The sequence below is a fragment of the Acaryochloris thomasi RCC1774 genome, from assembly GCF_003231495.1.
In the GTDB taxonomy this organism is placed as follows: Bacteria; Cyanobacteriota; Cyanobacteriia; order Thermosynechococcales; family Thermosynechococcaceae; genus RCC1774.
The window spans coordinates 310,630-329,372 of the sequence record NZ_PQWO01000002.1; the positions used below are offsets into that span (position 1 = coordinate 310,630).

The 18,743-nt window shown below is 50.6% G+C and carries 22 protein-coding genes; 6 read left to right on the forward strand and 16 right to left on the reverse strand.

All coding sequences use genetic code 11. From position 1 onward, the window contains the following. Positions 1-103 precede the first annotated feature (103 nt). The 8 genes from C1752_RS04375 to C1752_RS04410 form a co-directional block, all read right to left on the reverse strand. Positions 104-1,051 (reverse strand): F0F1 ATP synthase subunit gamma, encoded by a 948-nt coding sequence (locus C1752_RS04375; RefSeq protein WP_110984828.1) that lies wholly within the window; start codon positions 1,049-1,051, stop codon positions 104-106. A 10-nt stretch (positions 1,052-1,061) separates the two neighbouring features. Further along, a complete protein-coding gene (gene atpA / locus C1752_RS04380) occupies positions 1,062-2,579 on the reverse strand; it encodes a F0F1 ATP synthase subunit alpha (protein WP_110984829.1) in 1,518 nt (505 codons plus the stop codon). A 49-nt stretch (positions 2,580-2,628) separates the two neighbouring features. Next, positions 2,629-3,183 (reverse strand): ATP synthase F1 subunit delta, encoded by a 555-nt coding sequence (atpH, locus tag C1752_RS04385; RefSeq protein ID WP_110984830.1) that lies wholly within the window; start codon positions 3,181-3,183, stop codon positions 2,629-2,631. After that, positions 3,183-3,731, reverse strand: a complete 549-nt coding sequence (locus C1752_RS04390; RefSeq protein ID WP_110984831.1) for a F0F1 ATP synthase subunit B — start codon at positions 3,729-3,731, stop codon at positions 3,183-3,185. The genes atpH and C1752_RS04390 overlap by 1 nt, the downstream gene beginning before the upstream one ends. A gap of 48 nt (positions 3,732-3,779) precedes the next feature. Further along, positions 3,780-4,223 (reverse strand): F0F1 ATP synthase subunit B', encoded by a 444-nt coding sequence (locus tag C1752_RS04395; RefSeq protein WP_274704500.1) that lies wholly within the window; start codon positions 4,221-4,223, stop codon positions 3,780-3,782. An 81-nt stretch (positions 4,224-4,304) separates the two neighbouring features. Then, on the reverse strand, positions 4,305-4,550 hold the full coding sequence (gene atpE / locus C1752_RS04400) for an ATP synthase F0 subunit C (protein WP_110984833.1): 246 nt from the start codon (positions 4,548-4,550) through the stop codon (positions 4,305-4,307). Positions 4,551-4,640: 90 nt separating this feature from the next. Further along, entirely contained in the window at positions 4,641-5,408 is a 768-nt protein-coding gene (gene atpB / locus C1752_RS04405) for a F0F1 ATP synthase subunit A (RefSeq protein ID WP_199464280.1), read from the reverse strand. Between the two features lie 62 nt (positions 5,409-5,470). Then, complete coding sequence (locus C1752_RS04410; protein WP_233501330.1) at positions 5,471-5,902, reverse strand: ATP synthase subunit I; 432 nt, start codon at positions 5,900-5,902, stop codon at positions 5,471-5,473. Positions 5,903-6,203: 301 nt separating this feature from the next. Here C1752_RS04410 and C1752_RS04415 point away from each other — a divergent pair, with 301 nt between their 5' ends. Both C1752_RS04415 and C1752_RS04420 read left to right on the forward strand, forming a co-directional pair. Continuing rightward, the gene (locus tag C1752_RS04415) at positions 6,204-7,751 is read left to right on the forward strand and encodes a bifunctional aminoglycoside phosphotransferase/ATP-binding protein (protein ID WP_110984834.1); all 1,548 of its coding nucleotides are present in this window, start codon (positions 6,204-6,206) and stop codon (positions 7,749-7,751) included. 127 nt (positions 7,752-7,878) lie between these two features. Then, positions 7,879-8,637: a hypothetical protein gene (locus tag C1752_RS04420; protein ID WP_110984835.1), complete on the forward strand. Its 759-nt coding sequence runs from the start codon at positions 7,879-7,881 to the stop codon at positions 8,635-8,637. A gap of 63 nt (positions 8,638-8,700) precedes the next feature. Here the strand turns inward: C1752_RS04420 and C1752_RS04425 are convergent, their stop codons facing one another. The 4 genes from C1752_RS04425 to C1752_RS04440 form a co-directional block, all read right to left on the reverse strand. Beyond that, entirely contained in the window at positions 8,701-9,444 is a 744-nt protein-coding gene (locus C1752_RS04425; protein ID WP_233501331.1) for a TVP38/TMEM64 family protein, read from the reverse strand. A gap of 101 nt (positions 9,445-9,545) precedes the next feature. Then, positions 9,546-10,850 carry a Sll1247 family protein gene (locus C1752_RS04430; protein WP_110984836.1) on the reverse strand — a complete coding sequence of 435 codons (1,305 nt, stop codon included), beginning with the start codon at positions 10,848-10,850 and terminating at the stop codon, positions 9,546-9,548. Between the two features lie 335 nt (positions 10,851-11,185). Beyond that, positions 11,186-11,662, reverse strand: a complete 477-nt coding sequence (locus tag C1752_RS04435; protein ID WP_233501332.1) for an acyl-CoA thioesterase — start codon at positions 11,660-11,662, stop codon at positions 11,186-11,188. 13 nt (positions 11,663-11,675) lie between these two features. Continuing rightward, complete coding sequence (locus C1752_RS04440) at positions 11,676-11,975, reverse strand: YkvA family protein (RefSeq protein ID WP_110984837.1); 300 nt, start codon at positions 11,973-11,975, stop codon at positions 11,676-11,678. Positions 11,976-12,198: 223 nt separating this feature from the next. On the opposite strand from C1752_RS04440, the gene C1752_RS04445 reads away from it, so the two are divergent. Continuing rightward, positions 12,199-12,885 (forward strand): MotA/TolQ/ExbB proton channel family protein, encoded by a 687-nt coding sequence (locus C1752_RS04445; RefSeq protein WP_110984838.1) that lies wholly within the window; start codon positions 12,199-12,201, stop codon positions 12,883-12,885. A gap of 33 nt (positions 12,886-12,918) precedes the next feature. After that, positions 12,919-13,584, forward strand: a complete 666-nt coding sequence (locus tag C1752_RS04450; protein WP_110984839.1) for a biopolymer transporter ExbD — start codon at positions 12,919-12,921, stop codon at positions 13,582-13,584. Positions 13,585-13,587: 3 nt separating this feature from the next. Here C1752_RS04450 and C1752_RS04455 read toward each other — a convergent pair whose 3' ends face one another. The 4 genes from C1752_RS04455 to C1752_RS04470 form a co-directional block, all read right to left on the reverse strand. After that, on the reverse strand, positions 13,588-14,607 hold the full coding sequence (locus tag C1752_RS04455; protein ID WP_110984840.1) for a potassium channel family protein: 1,020 nt from the start codon (positions 14,605-14,607) through the stop codon (positions 13,588-13,590). After that, complete coding sequence (locus tag C1752_RS04460; RefSeq protein WP_110984841.1) at positions 14,604-15,842, reverse strand: DUF4336 domain-containing protein; 1,239 nt, start codon at positions 15,840-15,842, stop codon at positions 14,604-14,606. The genes C1752_RS04455 and C1752_RS04460 overlap by 4 nt, the downstream gene beginning before the upstream one ends. A gap of 128 nt (positions 15,843-15,970) precedes the next feature. After that, positions 15,971-16,183 (reverse strand): hypothetical protein, encoded by a 213-nt coding sequence (locus tag C1752_RS04465; protein ID WP_110984842.1) that lies wholly within the window; start codon positions 16,181-16,183, stop codon positions 15,971-15,973. 4 nt (positions 16,184-16,187) lie between these two features. Beyond that, a complete protein-coding gene (locus C1752_RS04470) occupies positions 16,188-16,391 on the reverse strand; it encodes a hypothetical protein (RefSeq protein WP_110984843.1) in 204 nt (67 codons plus the stop codon). Positions 16,392-16,506: 115 nt separating this feature from the next. Between C1752_RS04470 and C1752_RS04475 the strand changes: the two genes are divergently transcribed. Together C1752_RS04475 and C1752_RS04480 are read left to right on the forward strand one after the other, a co-directional pair. After that, positions 16,507-17,121, forward strand: coding sequence for a macro domain-containing protein (locus C1752_RS04475; protein WP_110985069.1), 615 nt, complete (start codon positions 16,507-16,509; stop codon positions 17,119-17,121). Between the two features lie 48 nt (positions 17,122-17,169). After that, complete coding sequence (locus tag C1752_RS04480) at positions 17,170-18,591, forward strand: MFS transporter (RefSeq protein WP_110985070.1); 1,422 nt, start codon at positions 17,170-17,172, stop codon at positions 18,589-18,591. The last annotated feature ends 152 nt before the right edge of the window (positions 18,592-18,743 follow it).

An 18,743-nucleotide genomic window follows, 5' to 3' on the forward strand; every position in this document is an offset into this window, starting at 1 on the left:
CGATGCATCATCCTTGAGTGTGAACATTCAAGGATGATGCATCGCCTGGAGCTATTCTTTTTTGATTTCGAACGTAAGGTAGACGCTGAGGGCGGCTTCTCTCTTAATTCAGTGCTTCTGCACCGCCTACAACTTCAAGCAACTCTTGGGTAATCGCTGCCTGACGAGCCTTGTTATAGGTCAATGTCAACGTTCCAATTAATTCGCTGGCGTTTTCGCTAGCGTTGTTCATTGCCGTCATCCGAGCTGCTAATTCGCTAGCGGCAGATTCCTGCAGTGAACGGAGCAGTTGGTTGTTGAGATATAGAGGCAGCAGGGCATCTAAGATTTGAACTGGATTCTGCTCAAAAATCATATCAGAAGCCATGGCCTGCGGCGTGCGGGTGACCTGCTCGCGCTCGACTTCAAACTGGCCGCCCCGAGTAGTGAGCCGGAAGATCTCATCATCAGAAACCTCTAGACCCTGAGGGTCGAGGGGTAATAACGTCTGAATAACAGGCCGTGAGCTGACAAGGGATAGAAATCGAGTGTAAATTAACTCAACGCGGTCCACTGTGTCTGACAGAAAAAGAGACAGCAGTTCATCACCGATGTTTGAAGCCTCTTCTGCTGTAGGAATTTGCTCTAGGTTGCTATAGGTTGCGTCAATGGGTTGCTCTCGCCGCTGGAAATATTGAATTGCCTTGCGGCCCACTAGCACGAAGGTGTAATCAATGCCCGTGGCTTGCAGCTCCTTAGAGCGCTCTTCAGCGCGCCGGATGACGTTGGAGTTATAGGCACCACAGAGGCCACGATCTCCGGTGACGACCAGCAGCGCTACCTTCTTAACTTCACGCTGTCTCAGCAGCGGTAAGTCTGCTTCTTCAAAGCGAAGACGAGCCTGGAGGCCATAGAGAACCTGAGCTAGGCGGTCGGCAAAGGGGCGGGTCGAAAGAACCTGCTCTTGGGCGCGACGTACTTTAGCTGCAGCCACTAGCCGCATCGCTTCAGTAATCTTCTTGGTATTTTTGACCGTGGAGATGCGATCGCGAATCGCTTTTAGATTTGCCATCTATATCCCCCTAGGCCGAAGCCGCGAAGGTTTTCTTGAAGTCAGCAATTGCCGACTTCAAAATCCCTTCGGCTTCATCGCCCATTTTCTTCTCAGAGCGCACCAGTTCACCAAATTTAGGCTGACTATTTTTGAGATAGTCACGCATTCCCGAAATGAACGCTGTTACTTTATCCACATCGACATCGTCGAGGTAGCCGTTGGTGCCCGCATAGATAAGCGCTACTTGCTCCTCAACGGGGATTGGAGAATACTGCGATTGCTTCAGCAATTCCCGCAGTCTCTGTCCTCGAGCCAGTTGATTCTGAGTGGCTTTATCCAAGTCAGAAGCAAACTGCGAGAAGGCCTCTAGCTCAGCGAACTGTGCTAGGTCTAGCTTCAGCTTACCGGCGACCTGCTTCATCGCCTTAATCTGGGCTGCAGATCCCACGCGAGAAACGGAGACACCCGCGTTGATCGCCGGTCGAAGGCCAGAGTTGAACAGGTCAGAGGACAGGAAGATCTGCCCGTCCGTAATCGAAATAACGTTGGTGGGAATGTAAGCTGATACGTCACCGGCCTGTGTTTCCACGATGGGAAGTGCGGTCATGCTGCCCTCACCCAACTCGGGGCTGAGCTTGGCGGCTCGCTCTAGCAGGCGAGAGTGGAGATAGAAAACGTCTCCAGGATAGGCTTCACGACCTGGCGGACGGCGGAGGAGCAGCGACATCTGACGGTAAGCCTGTGCTTGCTTAGATAGGTCATCGTAGACCACTAGGGTGTGCTTGCCCTTGTACATAAAGTACTCAGCAATAGCGGCACCCGTATAGGGCGCTAGATATTGCAGCGTTGCGGGGTCATTGGCGTTGGCTGCGACCACGACCGTATAGTCAAGCGCTCCGTTTTCGCGGAACACGTCTACGACCTGCGCGACGGTGGATGCCTTTTGTCCCACAGCCACGTAGACGCAAATGACGTCGCCGCCTTTCTGGTTGAGGATCGTGTCGATGGCCACGGCGGTCTTGCCGGTTTGGCGGTCACCAATAATCAGTTCTCGCTGACCACGACCAATAGGAACCATGGAGTCAATGGCTGTAATGCCTGTCTGCATGGGCTCATATACAGATTTCCGCTCAATGATGCCAGGGGCCATTGATTCAATCAGGCGGGACTCTGTGGTGTTCAAATCGCCTTTGCCATCAAGGGGACGCGCTAGGGCATCCAGCACTCGACCAATGGAAGCATCACCCACAGGAATCTGAGCAATTTTGCCGGTGGACTTAACGGAACTGCCTTCTTGCAGACCCCGTCCGTCTCCCATCAGCACCGCACCCACGTTGTCCTCTTCTAGGTTGAGGGCAATACCGACAGTGCCGTCTTCAAATTCTAGTAGCTCACCGGCCATGGCCTTTTCGAGACCGTAGACGCGGGCAATACCGTCACCCACTTGGAGAACGGTACCAACGTTATCAACTTTTACTTTCTGATCGTATTGTTCGATCTGCTGGCGAATGATATTGCTAATTTCGTCAGGTCTGATGCTTACCATGGGACTTGCTCTGAATTAGGGTTTGCGATTATAGGACAGGGGCGAGCGGCTAGGCACTCATAAGGGATGTTGTCATACGACGAAGCTGGCCACGAATGCTAGCATCTAGCACTTCGGAACCAATCTTAATAATGACGCCTCCAATCAAATCTTTATCAATGCTGGCGGCTAGCTCAACTTGATTGGCTTCGGTCATCTGCTGAACCTTCGCGATAATCTGCTGCCGCTGGGACTCATTCAGTTCAATGGCTGAAATGACTTCCGCTAAGATCGTATTGTTGAGTTTACGCAACAGAGACTGGTAGTGCCTGCAGATGGCTTCTAACAGAAAAGTCCGGCGGCGATCGACCAGCAGCATTAGAAAATTAAACAGGTAGGGCTGGATTTTAGATTGTAAAAGCTGCTCTAAAACGCCCTTCTTCGCCTCTGCTTTGGTCAAAGGATTCGTCAAAAATTCCTTCAAATCGTCCGAAGACTGCAGCATCTCAAGGATGCCTCTGACGTCTTCGCCCACTTCATTGGTGATGTTGTTCGACTGAGCGACGGACATGAGAGCTTCGGCGTAAGGCTCTACAATGGCTGCACTCACGGCATTCTGGGTCATTAGCTACCTCCCAATAAGGAAATACTGCGGTCGATTAACTTGCTCTGGGCGTCAGAGTCGTTACCCAATCGGGACTCTAATTCGCCTTCTACCTTCTTCAGAGCTAGCTCAGCCACCCGCTGCCGTAGCTCGGCCATCGCTCGCTCTTCGCTGCTGGTGGTGTCTTGAGAGGCTGAAGCCTTCATCCGCTCAATCTCTTGCTTGCCCTGGGCTAAAATCTGCTCTTTGGTTGTCTTAGCGCTCTCTGCGGCGTTGGCCAAAATTCGCTTGGCCTCTTCTTGGGCTTGGGCCAGCTTCTCTTTCTCTTGAGCGAGCTGTGCAGACGCTTTCTTCTGTCGCTCTTCAGCTTCTTTGATTTCAGATGCGATCGCATCTTTCCTCTTCTCTAAAATGCCGCCCAAAAAGCCGCGACCAAAGTAGACCACCAAAGCGACCACAATCGCCAGGTTAATAACATTGGTTTCCAAAATATCTAGATTAAGGCCAAAGCCTTCAGCTTCAGCTAGCCTTATGCCAGCCGCTCCGGCCAGCCCATTCAACATCCCCATGATTTATCCTTAACTGCGATGCGGGTTGTGGCTTTACATGCCGTGTTCCTAAACGAGAAGCTTATCGAGAATCTGATTGCTGAGCGTATCGACCTGACCCTCTAGGGTCTGGAATGCGCTCTGCTTCTGCTGCTCTAGCTCTTGCTGAGCCTGCTGCAGTTCAGCCTGAATTTGCTTTTGGACTTCAGCAATTTCCTGCTGCGCTATCTTCTGAGCTTCTTCCTGGGCAGACGCGATTGTTGATTGCGACTGACGACGGGTATCGGCGAGTTCTTGTTCATATTGCTCGGCAAGCTTATTCGCCTGATCGAGCTGCTCCTGTGCCCCACTGGTATTCGAGCGAACGTAGTCTTCTCGATCCGTGATTACCTTCGTCAACGGCTTATAGAAGACGAGGTTCATCACGTACACGAGGGCAAGAAACTGCGCCATCATTAATGGCAACGTGAGATCAAAATCAAACATGGTCTCGGTGGGTGAACGCTGGGTCAGAATCCAGCAGGAGTTAAATAAGCCTGCCGGTTACGAAAATACTGTCGGGGAAGCGCTGAGCCTCCCCGACAGTTGCTATGCCTAGGAAAAAGGGTTGGCAAACAAGAGCACTAGGGCGATTACCAAGCCGTAGATTGTCAGGGATTCCATGAACGCCAGCGTTAGAAGCAGTGTTCCACGAATCTTGCCTTCTGCCTCAGGCTGACGGGCAATCCCCTCAACAGCTGATCCAGAAGCATTACCTTGACCAATACCAGGGCCAATCGCAGCGAGGCCAATGGCTAGAGCAGCAGCTACGACGGATGCAGCCTGAACTAAAGGATCCATAATGTCTTTCCTTACTTTGAAATACAGAACAGTGGACGGTTAACAGCAGCGAGCGCTGAAATTTAGCCTGCCAAATCAGGCAGGGAGGCACTAGTGGGCCTCTTCTTCCCCGTGGCCTTCTAATGCCTCATGGATGTAGGCTGCGGCCAAGGTCGCAAACACAAGCGCCTGAATTGCACTCGTAAACAGACCCAACATCATCACCGGCAAAGGGACGAACAGGGGAACCAGTAACACCAAAACAGCGACCACAAGCTCATCTGCAAGGATATTTCCAAACAGACGGAAGCTTAGGGAGAGCGGCTTGGTGAAATCTTCAAGAATCGCAATGGGCAGCAGGATTGGGGTCGGCTCAATGTACTTGGCAAAGTAGCCTAACCCTTTCTTCCTGAACCCAGCGAAGAAATAGGCGAGGGAGACCAGCAGCGCCAGGGCAACGGTCGTATTGATGTCGTTGGTGGGAGCTGCTAGCTCACCTTCTGGAATCTCAATGAGCTTCCAGGGCACCAAGGCACCGGACCAATTTGCCACAAAGATAAACAGAAAGAGTGTCCCGACGAAGGGCACCCAGGGGCGATACTCTTTCTCGCCAATCTGCGCTTTGGTTAAATCCCGCACATATTCCAGTGCGTATTCCATGAGATTTTGGATGCCACTGGGAATTCTCTGGATATTCCGAGTCGCGGCAATGGAGGCAATCAGCAACAGACCAATCACAATCCAAGTATTGATAAATACCTGACCATGAACGGTTTTATCACCAATGTGCCAGTAAAAATGATGCCCGACCTCTAGCTTGGCTAAAGGTAGTGAATCAAAGAAACCGATGGAATCGAGCAGAAGGCTGCCGTAGTGCATGATGTGCACAACCTCGTTGGAACTTCAAAAAAATTTTGTAGGATCGGCTCAATCTGAAATGATCAGGCGCGATCGCTTGGCCTAAATACAGTCCGCAGCGTGTACACGATGATGGCGGCTTTGTAAGTTAAAAAACCTAGAAAGACGGGCAACACCTGCAAATTATCCCATTGACTGGCCACAATAATGACCCCAACGAAAACCGCCAGTTGGCTTTTGCCCACCGACCCTTGCTCTGTACCAAGCCGCTCGACATTCCGGGCCAGCAATCCCATGTAGGTCACTCCTGTTAAAGCACCCACCAAAAAGTTGAATGCGATGTCGAGAGAGTAAGCCCACCAAACCGGTCCAATAAAAAGTCCCGTTAAGATTAGCGTGGTCACCAACAGCTCTTGTTTGAGCTGATAGAACTCATTCATTGAGTTACTGGCTTCAGACACCGTCACTGTTTCAGACTCATCTTCCGTAGAAGATAGCGTTGATTGATCTGGCAAATCTAAAGGGTCCACTGGCTGAGAAATGAGTTCGGATGCGTAACTGCAAGCCAAGGCCGATCATATCACGGTCGGGTAACATTACTTAACGAAGAAAAGCAATGATTTTAAAGATCTTTTTATGTGGATCCATTCCCGTGGCTGGCTCCCGTTGCGATCTGTGAGTCTGTCGTTGCTGATGCCTGAGTGCTGACTATGTGGCGATTAGGGCTGAATGGATGGAACGCTTTGGAAGCCTGAAAGCTTCGCAATGGATTGCGCTAGTTTAGAGATGTCAATGTAGAGACGGAGGCGCAGGATCATGGAGATTTCCCTCCCCTCACTTGTTCAGCAAATGCTGCAGCCGGAGTTTTATCCCCATCCGGTGGCTGAGCCGATTAAGCTGCTGCAGACTCATATCTCCTATGTATTTTTGACGGGAGACCATGTCTACAAGGTCAAGAAGTCCATTAAGTTTGGGTTTTTGGATTTCTCGACGCTGGCGTTGCGATCGCACTTTTGCCAAGAAGAGCTACGCCTCAACCGCCGCCTTGCCCCCGATCTTTACCTCTCGGTTCTTCCGATCACTCAGGATCCCAGTACTGCTGAGTTCCATCTCAACGCCTCAGGCTCTGCGGTGGAATACGCTGTCCAGATGCGGCAGTTTCAGCAGAGTGGTCTAGAGCTGTTTGAGCGGGGCCAGCTCACGGCGGCAACGATGCAGGCTTTGGGTAAGCAGATTGCACACTTTCATCAGATGGCAGCAACCAATGCCGAGATTTGCGCTAATGGGAGCGTCGCGTCTGTCTGCGAGATAGACGAAAATAACTTTCAGCTCAGTCTGCCGTTTGTCGGACGAACCCAGACCGAAAGGCAATTTGAGCAGACCTATGATTTTATTAAGCGGTTTGTCCATGAACACGAGGATTGGTATGTTCAAAGGCAAGCCGAGGGCAAGATTAGAGACTGTCATGGGGACTTGCATCTGAATAATCTGTGTCTGTTTCAGGACAGAATTCAGGTGTTCGACTGCATTGAGTTCAATACAGAGTTCCGTCATATTGACTGCATTTATGACGTGGCCTTTTTGGTCATGGATCTGGAGTTCCGCAAACGGCCTGATCTCGCTAATGCTTTTTTGAATACCTACCTAGAGCGCACTGGGGATTATTGGGGCGTTGTGATGCTTCCCCCCTATTTGGCAATGCGGGCCTATATTCGCGGCAATGTGAACTCTTTAGGATTGAATGATTTAGCCATCTCTGCGGAGCAAAAGCAGAGTCTTGAAGACGAGGCTCGGGCTTACTACCGCTTGGCTTGGCAATATACGCAGCGCTCCCAGGGAAGATTGTTCTTGATGTCTGGGCTATCAGGCTCTGGCAAGAGTACTGTGGCTCGTCAGCTTGCGGCTCAGATTAACGCGATTCAGATTCGGTCCGATGCCGTTCGGAAGCATTTAGCAGGTCTTCCGCTAGAGCAAAAGGGGACAGATGAGATCTACACGCCTGAGATGACTGAGAAAACCTACGGTCGATTGCTGGAGCTAGGGATGTTTTTGGCTCGGCAGGGATGGTCGGTGATCTTGGATGCTAAGTATGACCGGCAGGGGTTTAGAGGAGATGCGATCGCATCTGCAAATCAATATAAAATCCCGCTCCAGATTTTGCACTGCACTGCACCGATGGAGGTGATTTGCGATCGCCTTCGCCACCGTCGAGGCGATATTGCAGATGCGACAGTGGATTTACTCGCTCAGCAACAACAGCAGGCAGAAATGTTCTCTGAAGAAGAGCAGAAGTATGTAAATACAATTGCCACGCAAAATGAAATCTCGTTTCCAGAGAAATTTTTTGCGGCAGACAAAGCATAGGTCCACTGCAATATGGAGGGCAGAAGCATTAGATCGCTAGTCGCTTGAGACACTCAAGGCACTTGTACTCCGTACTCAATGAAATAATACGAAGAGCAATGTCTGAAAGATCGGTTGGAATCAGCTTATGAACTCGATATTTTCGCTCTGTTTGGCTTCTGCTTTTCTACCTGTGGCCTTAAGTAGTGCTGCTATTGCAGAAAACATTGACCCTATTGAAGTAGTCACCAGCGGCGAACATTGCTCGAAGTCGAAGGAAGTCTTCTACCGTTCTCAAGAATTAAGGTCTCCATCATCTGAGTTTTCTGTTTACTTCAATACTGTTCTTCGTCGTACTAGCGGAAGTAAGGTACTTCAGGGTAACAGTCGGGAACTTTGCTTCGGAGGAATTGATACGCCGATTAGCGATTTGATTGAGGTTGAAGATACGACTCGGACCGTATACAAGCGCCCTCCCGGCGACTGCCATAGCGTGATTTCGCCCAAGTCTTTTTCTGCAGATGGCCGTTACTTAGTAAGTGAGTACTACGCGAACTGTTCGGGTGATGGTGAAACAGGAATTTCTATTTTCGCGGTTGATACCAACTACAGCCCCATTGATCTCGAGATTGAGTACTGTCGTCAGTCTGAGTCAAGCCAATATCCAGCAAGCCACATCACATTCAAAGGGTTTATCTCAGCTCTTCAGTTTGTAGTGGAATGTAATGCTCTTTACGGTGACTCAGGGGATGGACCTAGTTTATGGAACGAGACTATTGATTTACCCACGAGAGATGTACGTCGGAGGTTGTCACAAGAATTGACGTCTCCCAAGAATTTGAGGTCCTACGGCACTGTTGTTTCTGAGGGAGAGATTTTCAAAGTGCAGACTTTTCCTGAGCGCTAAATACAAACTGCACTGTTTTCATTTGTGGTTGCAAGTGAGTCCGCTAGAGAACAACCTCTCTCACTATGACTCAACACAAACTAGCTCACGCACATTGAGCCAATTGTGGCGATGCATTAGCCAGGGAATGCTTACAAAAGCCACTGTGAAAAGAACTGCTAACCCAACCCCTAACTCTGGGCCAATGGTCAGTGTTGCACCCATATAGGTCAATAGAAACGTTGAAGGAATCATGCCGAATAGAGTTGCGCTGGCGTAAATAGGTAAAGACAGTCCAGAAACTCCAGCTCCGTAGCTGATGAGATCAAAGGAGAAGATGGGTAAAAGGCGCGTTAGGAAAATCAGGCCACCAATGTAGAGTTCGCCGCGCTCAGTAGAAAAAGAAATACTCTTACCCGTTAGTTTTTTAATCGCTGTCCTGCCTAAGCTATGGCCTAATCCGTAGGCGACCAAGCCGCCCAGGAAGGCTCCTAAAACGCTATAAACTCCTGCCAGTAGCGGTCCCCAAATCGCTCCCGCAGCCAATGCCAGGGGTACCCCAGGAATTTGGCTGACCACCACTGAAATTGCTAAAACGCCGACGTATAGTACTGGCCCCCAAGCACCCGATTGAGCAACAGCTTGCTGCAAGCCATTTGGCGTCAAGATTTCAAGATCAGATTGCCAGCCCCAATACAGACCCAGGCCGCCCATGAACAAGCCGACCCAAGGCAAAACCTGCTGCCATGTGGAAGAATCTCTATTCTCTGACCAGGCTGTGACCGTCGCCGTTATTGTCGTTTCAGAATGCTGTGGGTGCGTGGACATGATTCCCCTCCGGGCTGAGCCATTGAGACCATCATGTCTGTAGTCCCTGAAGGGAGGCCCGTGGAAAACTGAGAAGCGCCTGAATTGAGATAAAAATCAGCTTATAAAGCCGTCACGAACGAAAAGTCAAAGCGGCCAAAATTTGCGCTCCAGGCAAGATTTAGCTTTTCTAGGCAAGCCACCAGCCATTTGACGGCCCCTTGCTGCTTCGCCTCATAGTGGTTAAACAGCAGAGCAAATCGATTCTCTAGATAGGGCTTAATCTTTTTGCATAACAGCACAACCTTGAGCAGCAGGCCCACTGTTGCTGTGGAGCCGACATTATTGATTAAGTCCATAAACACAATGTGGTTGGGACGCTGGCGACTCTCGACCACCAAAAAGTTAAGGAGTCGATTGCAGGTTCTAACCAAGAGAAAATCGCTCATGGGCCGGTCATTACATTCTGGCAGCAGTGCATCAAACTGCTTTTGGAGTTGCTGATTGAATCGGCACCGACCAAACTTGGTATCCACAGAGGCCACCAGATAGTCATACAGGTTTTTCTTGAACCCCAAATAGGTCTGACTGGCTTGATTGCGCAAGATAAAGTGCTTCGCTCCATCCCGATAAGACCCCTGGTGGTCAACACGACCCACATACTGCTTCAGCGTTTTGCACAGCTCGTTATCCCCAAGCAACGTTGGATTCTGAGAGCGTATCAATGGTCCAGAATCGGGCAAAATGAGCTGCGTTCGCCCCGCCGGTTGAATAATCTGGCCCGGTGCAGCAGGACGCTTGAAAATGCCGGTTAGATAATGTGAGAGATCTAGCTCAAACTGCTCCTGAGCATGCTGCTGAACCTGACGAACGCTAGACTGATGTTCCTGGCTATCTTCTTTTGAAATGAGACAGTGCTGATATAGGTAGGGATAGCGTCGCAGAATGGTGCTTAACGGTCTGCTAGAGGAAGCGCTCGTTTGGGGCGTAATGAATTCAGAAAATCGGCGAAGGCGCTGGTAATAGGAACTTTGGGCGAACTGTTGCATTAGCGATCGCAACCGTGTTTTAGAGCGACTTCGGCCTAAGGTGGCGGGGGCTGCACTCATTCGACCGAGCACCGCCACCAATTCTGGAATCATGCTGCGGCAGTCCGGCTGATTTTGCCACGAGTTCACTAAGATGTAGCAACAACGGTTGAAGAATAGGGCAAAATCTTCCTTCCCCTTAATCGAGACCACGATCTGGTTGAGGGCTGCCTTGACTTCTGGTTCTGGGTAGTGCAGTCCGGCAATGAATAGCGTGTGAAAGCGCTTCAGTACAGCATTGGCAGACTCAGTCCGCACACACTGAAGCAAATGGTCATAAATGGTTTGCTTATGGGCCTCAATATTGACCGTTTTATACTGATGCGTACAGGCGTTCACTTATTCTTATTCTCGCGTTTCTAGAAGAATCTTGACTCGAAAGGAACACTAGCTAATCGACTCAGAGAATGGGAGAGGTGTCATCGTCACCGATAGTCGCCCACGATCCAATCGCTTTGTAACTGAAGATATGTTGACCTCAACGGCTATCCTGATGCCTGATTTATGAGGCAGCAATTAGCGGTTCTGTTGAGACTCAACAAGAGGGGCAAAACGGAACTGAGCTTGCTATTCCTTTACTAATTTAAAGGTACCCAGACCTTCTACCAGAGTAGGCAGTTCTCAATCGTCTTGGTGTGATAAAAAACACAAGTTAGAGTGATCTAGATCACTCTTTAAATATTGGTGCTAGATCGTTCGTCTTTTGGCTCAGCCATTGTGCTATTCGACGGGCTTAACAAGGCTGCAACGGCCTGCTGCATCTGAGCTGGCAACTGACGGATGATGCGACCCTCTGGGCGATGGACAGGCACAAGCGTGACTTGAGCTGTAACTAGGGGCTTTGGATGGTGTGCAGTATAAATATGCTGCTCCCAGTACAGCTTCACTCTTTTGACCTGAGAAAGACAGCTTTTGACAACGGCTATATCTCCCATCCTGAGAGGCTGGTGGTAGCGAAGTGAGAGTTCAATGACGGGTAGGTCACATCCAAGCTGTACGAGATCTGTAAACTCAATACCGACCCGTCTGAGGGCATCAATGCGGGCTGCCTCCATCCAGCTAATGTAGGTGCCGTGCCAGACGACTGCGGCATAGTCAGTATGCTGAGGCTGGACTCGAACCGAATATTCAAACCATTGGGAAGCTTGCAAAACCGCTACTTTCCTAGTCCTGCATGGGCACAGCGTCAACGTCTACCGTTGCCTGTGATTCGCTAGCTGTAGAAGGACCAGGACTGTCTTGGCGTGATTTGAGACGACCCGCTAACATTTGAGAAAGTTCTGCCACCAGTAGCGTGAGGACCGCTAAATCATCAATTTGTCCCACGATGGGAATCAGATCTGGGGCGATGTCGATTGGACTGAAGAGATAAACGCAGGTTCCGAGAATAATCCACCAACGGTACTTCGGATTACGAAGCGTTTCGCGGTACCACTGGTAAATTGAATTAATCGAAAAGTTCATGGTTAAAGCTCCTAGCTTTCTCAATCATGCCAGGACAATGTCTGAATGTCTGGTGTGGATTCCCGTCAAGTATTGCCTATAATGAGGCGACATTTTGGCTGTTGAAAGATATCGTATCGGTGGTCAGATTTTTTAGACTGCAGATTGAACGGTAAACTATCTCTCAACCAACCCACTTTCAATAATGTCTTTTGTACCCTGCCCATTGATCTAAGGAACATTCGTGAATATCGTTGATCTTGTCCAGAAAGGTGGTTTAGCGATTTGGCCTCTGATGGTCTTATCGGTTCTTGCCATCGGCACAATTTTTGAGCGACTCTGGTTCTGGAGCAGCATTCTCAAGGATGAGCGGAAAACAGCGGGTCAAGTTTTGGAAGCCTCACGCCGCGACTGGGATGAGGCAACCCACCTCGCAAGACAGGTGAGTAATCGGCCCATTGGTCGGTTTTTACACACGCCGCTGCGGCTGGCGAACAAGGAACCAGAAGTTTTTCGTTTAGCTCTGGAAGCTTCCGCCGACGAAGAACTCAATGCCATGCGGCGGGGAGACAAGCTTCTGGAGGCCGTGATCGCTCTTTCGCCGCTGTTAGGCCTGTTGGGCACGGTTCTTGGCTTGATTGGTTCTCTTAGCTCTATTCGGCTGGGTGATATTGGTTCCTCTTCAACCAGCACTGTGACCTTGGGAATTAGTGAAGCCTTGATTAGTACGGCGTTTGGACTGGTTGTTGCGATTGTTTCCCTGGCTTTTTATCGGCTGTTTCAAGGGTTGGTGACGAACCAAGCGCGCATTTTTCGGCGGACTGGCAATGAGTTAGAGCTGAACTACCGCCAGTTTTGGATGCAGTCACAGGAGAGAAAGCAGGAATCGACGCCTGCATCTACTTCGATGCCCAGCTTGTTTGATGAATGATGTATTGCTTATTTTTAGGTCAGCGATAAACCTATGAGAACCTATATAGATTCAGAAGAACCAGAGGTTCGCATTGAGATTTTGCCGCTGATCGATGTGATCTTCTGTATTTTGACTTTTTTCATTCTGGCGGCGGTGGGCCTCACTCGTCCTGAGGGAATTGATCTAGATTTACCTCAGGCTGAAACGAGCACGGCTCAACTGGGGGCCACTCTTCCGGTGCGTCTAGACGTACTGGGGCAGCTCTACGTTGATAAGCAGCCGGTCTCACAGGAGCAGCTAACCCAAACGCTGGAGAGCTACATCAAGGCTCAACCGCAGGGTGTTGTTGTTCTCAATGCCGATAAGTTGGTGAGCTATGACCAGGTGATCCAGGTTTTAGACTTGCTGCAGTCAATTGGTGGCAATCGAGTGGCTTTAGGGACGACAACGCCGACTTCAGGTACGACTCAATCTCCCGCGCCACCGGGAGGAACAACAATCCCTGCGCCGCCGGTTAATCCTGGGGCAGTAACCCCCCTCAATCCTGGGCAGCTCCCGTCTCTACCGGGACAGCCAGCACCTGACGCGCTTTCTCCGGCTCCACCGACGCCGGGGAGTACGGTTCAGCCCAATAATGCTCAGCCAAGCCCTCAACCCAGCGCGGCCCCACCCCCGACGGGTGCAACGGGGTCTGAATCTTTGAACCCTGCTGAATAAGGGCTACGGCGCTTTGTAAAGAAGACGGTTGATGGCCTGGAGCTGTTTGTCTGTGCCGAGACAAATCAGGAGGTCCTGCTGTTGGAGGGATGTTTGTCCCGTTGGCCCAGTAATGAGGGTGCCGTCGGTTCTACAGATAGCGAGGATGGATGCACCGGTTTGCGATCGCAACCCCATCTCTCCCACGGTCTGCCCCCCATCAAAGCCATCGGTCAGCAATATCTCCTCAATGTAAACGGCAGGATTATTGCCCCCGATCGCTACGTCCATAAAGTTAAGAACCTGGGGCCGCAGGGCTGCAAAGGCCATCCGCTTCCCCACTGCCATGTAGGGCGACACCACAGCATCTGCGCCCACCTGATTGAGCTTCTCGGTCGCTTCCTCAGAATTGGCCCGCACCACCACTCGCACCTCTGGATTAAGCGTCTTCGTAGACAACACGGTATAAAGATTTTCTGCATCAGAAGGCAGGGCGGAAATCACGCAGTATGCCTGCCCAACCCCCGCTTGCTGTAGCGTTTCGTCCCGCGTAGCACGTCCCAAGAGAGCAGGGCAGCCTAGAGATTGGGCGCTTTCTACGATGGCTGGATCTGTATCAATCACGATTACATCCTTCTGCTCTGCCTTCAGTGAGAGTGCCACCTGACGCCCCGTGCGTCCAAAGCCACAGAGAATATAGTGATTGCTCAGCTTCCCCATCTGCTGTTGGCGCTGCTGAATCTTGAAGCCATTGCGGAAATAGCCCTGGATCACGGCTTCGGTGAAGCGGTTGACCACATAGCCGAGCCAGACGACGCCCAAGATAATCAAGACGATGGTAAATAAGCGACCGCGATCGCCGAGAGGATTCACCTCTAAAAAACCTACCGTTGAGAGGGTAATCACCGTCATGTAAAGGGCATCTGACCAGCGCCAGCCCTCTACTAGCCAGTACCACAGCGTTCCCAGCAGGATGACAGCAGTGAAGGCACCGATACCTAAAAATAAATCCCGCTGAATGCGGCGATATTTATCGGCGCTCATACCTTCTCTTTCGGCGGTGGGGTAATGCGGCCCTTAATCAATACCTCATCAAAACGGTTCAAGAATCCAAAGTCTTCGATCGGGAGGTCGGGCTGACGATCTCTCTTTTTCTGAATCGGCTGCTGCTCTAAGAACCTAAAGGCTGCTCGAAACTGCTGAGGCGTTGTCTTGACGGGCGCATCCAAATGACAGGGAATAATCTGCTGAAACTTCCACTCGGCAACTTGATTGGCCCAGTCTATGACAATTTTTGGTCCCCGATTGAGAACGAGCTTCTGCAGAATAGGTGCGACAAACAGCCGTCCACCGCCGCGCAATGCGTCAAAGGAATCCTTCCAGTCGGATCGCCACCGCACCGGGAAGAGGCCGAAATAGGCTTTAGATGATCGATCGGGCGCTTGCCAAGCATCTCGGAAGCTTTGCCCCCAGCCGGTCACTTCTAACGCGCTAGGGCGGAAGAAGAAGGCAAACAAGGCAATTCGCTGCCAGCCTTTACGTCGAGTCGCGGGCGTATCTTCCACCACTTCGCTGGCGTCGTCTTTCGCGTGGTAGAGCATCGGATAAGGTTCCTGCTCTAGAATCTCTGGGGGTTTGTCAGAGACAGATACGACGACATCGGTGACTAATAACGTTTGCGTGCGTTTATGGAGAAAGGCGACTTCGGCAAAGGGGCCGGGGCCAAGATCGACAGGGCCGAGAATTTTGTAATCAAACTCGTCTGCGAAGGGCGTCTGTGAACCATCGACCGGCAGAATTTGAGTGCGCCGACCGGGAAGGCCCAGCCAGCTCAACGGCAGCTTGACCGGGAAGCTCCACTGTCCGGGTACGACGAAAATTTGAGCTGTAGGGAACTTGCGGGCAAAGGGGCCAGCAAAGGCTTTATGTTCGATGCCGGATGCGGTGGGCATGATGATGTACTTGACCGAACCGTGTTTATCCACCAGCTCTTGCATGAGGCGCAGACATTCTTTTGTGGGGGCCACGGGCGCATAAACCAACAAACCGCCCTCCTTGAGCTTAATCACCGTCATCCGCACCGGGACGATCACATAGAGAATGCCCTGAAGCTGCTCGAAGGTCCAGATTTGGTTTTTAATGATCTCCTTGCGGAGTGTGCGGCGCTTGCTGTAGGGATAGATAGGCACTAAGGGCCATAGGGGCCAGAATCTGTCTTGCCACCTTCCCGATTGGGTTTCTGGTTCAGGGTTGATGTCTGCTTGATTCCCTCTACCCATTGCTGCTTCTAACTCAGCTCACTATGTTTACCACCCTGATTGTGATTGATGATGCCCAATCTCACAAACCCAAGTTTTCAGGACTCAGGTTTGCAATCGCAGGCGGTCATTGCCTTAGGTGAGGTGATTTAGGAATGACCAGAGGCTTTGGGCGGTTGACCTGTCAGTCTGGCTGTAAGCTTCGCTTCCCAGTTAGGATCGTCAGGCTTAATAGGAGATTGAGTGGAACGACTCGCTAGCTCTCGGTAAAGGGGTTGTGCTTGAGGCGTGCCTTTTAATGTCCAAAGTAAGTCAGTCAATTGCTTGGCCGTTAGATTTGATAAATCTATTTGATTGTTCATAGGTCTAGATTTGACTGTTGACTTCGCCATTCGGTGTGATGGATACGATGATGCTGCTCTCAGCTTCATCGTAGCGCCCGATATAGACAAAAAGATTGCCATCTTCCGTCAATTCGGTGAAGGCGATATAGGAGGATAAGAGTACGGCTTGACGCACAACTCGATAAAAAGAGCGTAACTGGTCAATTGTCGGATCTGCCAAGCTCATAAAGCGTTGAGAACTTTTATTCTCTTAGATATTGATGGTGATTGTCACTGCATGTTCTGTTGACGACTACCCTCTCATGATTTGAGGCGTGCTGTAATGTTGAATGATTTTTGCAATGACAGCGATTGAACTTCAATTAATTCTGGTAGATCCTGTTGCAGAGCTTTGCCAAGAACTGCAGCATCGATTTGATGGCATGAACTCTGTCTCAGTGGTGAATGGCTACTTTGAAGATCTAGATCGATATGACTGCATGGTTAGTGCAGGCAACTCCTTTGGACTCATGGATGGGGGTGTGGATTTGGCCATCATTCGATACTTCGGGCTGGATTTGATGGATACGGTGCAAAGGCATATCCTTAAGGATTTTCGTGGTGAACAGCCGGTAGGAACTTCATTCATTGTCAACACTGAACATCCACAGCATCCTTTTTTGGCACATACGCCAACGATGCGTATTCCGATGTCAATTGCCCAGACCGATAATGTTTATCAAGCGATGTGGGCTGCGCTATTGGCGGTTTGGCATCACAATCAACAGCATGAACGAAAGATTTACTCTGTTGCTTGTCCAGGTTTGGGAACTGCGACAGGCCGTATGCCTTTTAAGCAAGCAGCGAAGCAAATGATGCTGGCCTACAAGCATTTCTTGAATCCACCAGAATACATAAGCTGGCCCTACGCAACGATTCGGCAGAATGCGATTGGTGCAGGTGGTGATCTATCCTAAGCTGGGTCGCACAATTTGCCCAATGTCGTCTCCTTAAAGTGATAGATGATGCCCAACCTCATAGACTCAGAACGTCAAGAGCAGGCATTATCTCAACCGCTGAACCTCAAAACTAAGCTCACCTATGGGGTGGGAGAAATGTCCAACGAGGTTCCGGGCAGCATTCTGGTTTTCTTTCTGCTTTTCTTTCTCACCAATAGAGCGGGACTGAATCCAGGATTGGCAGGCAGTGTGCTGCTGGTGGCAAAAATCTGGGACGCGATTAACGATCCGCTGGTGGGGTGGCTGAGCGATCGCACCTCTTCTCGCTGGGGCCGCCGCTATCCTTGGATGCTTTGTGGAGCTATTCCGCTGGGTGTCTGCTTTTGCTTGCTATGGTGGGTGCCGCCTTTCGCCAGTCAGGGTTTGCTGTTTGGCTATTATGTCGCCGTTACGATTCTTTTTTATACAGCGTTAACCGCCGTTGCGATTCCGTATACAACGTTGGCGTCTGAGCTGACCCAAACCTACGACGAACGGACGGTGCTGGTGAGCTTCAAGGCGATATTTAGCATTGCCAGCAGCATTTTGGCGCTCGTTGTTGCTCGCATTATTATTGGAGCCATTGCTGATCCGAAGCTGCAGTATTTGATTTTAGGTGCGATCGCAGGCACCGTTGCCTGTCTTGCCACTGTCTGTTGTGTCTGGGGCACTCGTCAGCGATTTAGGCTAATTCAAGCTCAACGCCAATCGGCCCCACCGGCTGCAATCTTGCCGATTTTACAGCAGTTTAAAGTAGCCCTCAGTAACCGTCCCTTTTTGTTCGTTGCCGGTATTTATCTCTGCTCTTGGCTTGGCGTTCAGGTGACCGCCGCTATGCTGCCCTACTACGTTGTCAACTGGATGGGGCTACCCGAACAACACTTTACCCAAATGGCCTTGACGGTGCAGGGTACAGCACTGGTGATGATGTTTGTCTGGAGTTATTTAGGGCAGCGTATTGGTAAGCACGCCGTTTACTGTTGCGGGGTGCCGCTGACGCTGTTGGCGCAGGTGAGCTTGTTCCTGCTGCAGCCGGGACAGGTGGGACTGATGTATGCCGGAGGTGTGTTGGCAGGGCTGGGGCTATCGGTTGCCTATTTAGTGCCTTGGTCGCTGTTGCCTGACGTGGTGGACTTGGATGAGCTGAAAACCGGGGAACGCCGCGAAGGAATTTTCTTTGGGCTGGTGGTGCAGTTGCAGAAAGTTGCGATCGCACTGTCAATCTTCATGGTCGGCAAAATTTTAGATGGGTCTGGCTTTATTGCTGCAGGCGCGGATCAGGCTGCGCCGATTCAGCCTGAGAGTGCGCTGTGGGCGATTCGGTGGCTGATTGGTCCCGTGCCCAGCGTTGTGTTGATTGGGGGATGGCTGCTGGCGTACTTCTATCCCCTGACTCGTCAGGTGCACGGGGAAATTCTGCTGAAGCTCAACGAGCAGCGTCAAAGCTAGAACAACGGGACGTGGCGATATGTACAGCATAATCTCGGGCAAAGAAAATGTGAAAAATTTCTACTAAATCTATGATTCAGAAAATTACTTTCTTGAAAGCACAGAATTGGTATTCTCTGAGATCTTCTTCCCTGCATTAAGTCAACTTGCAT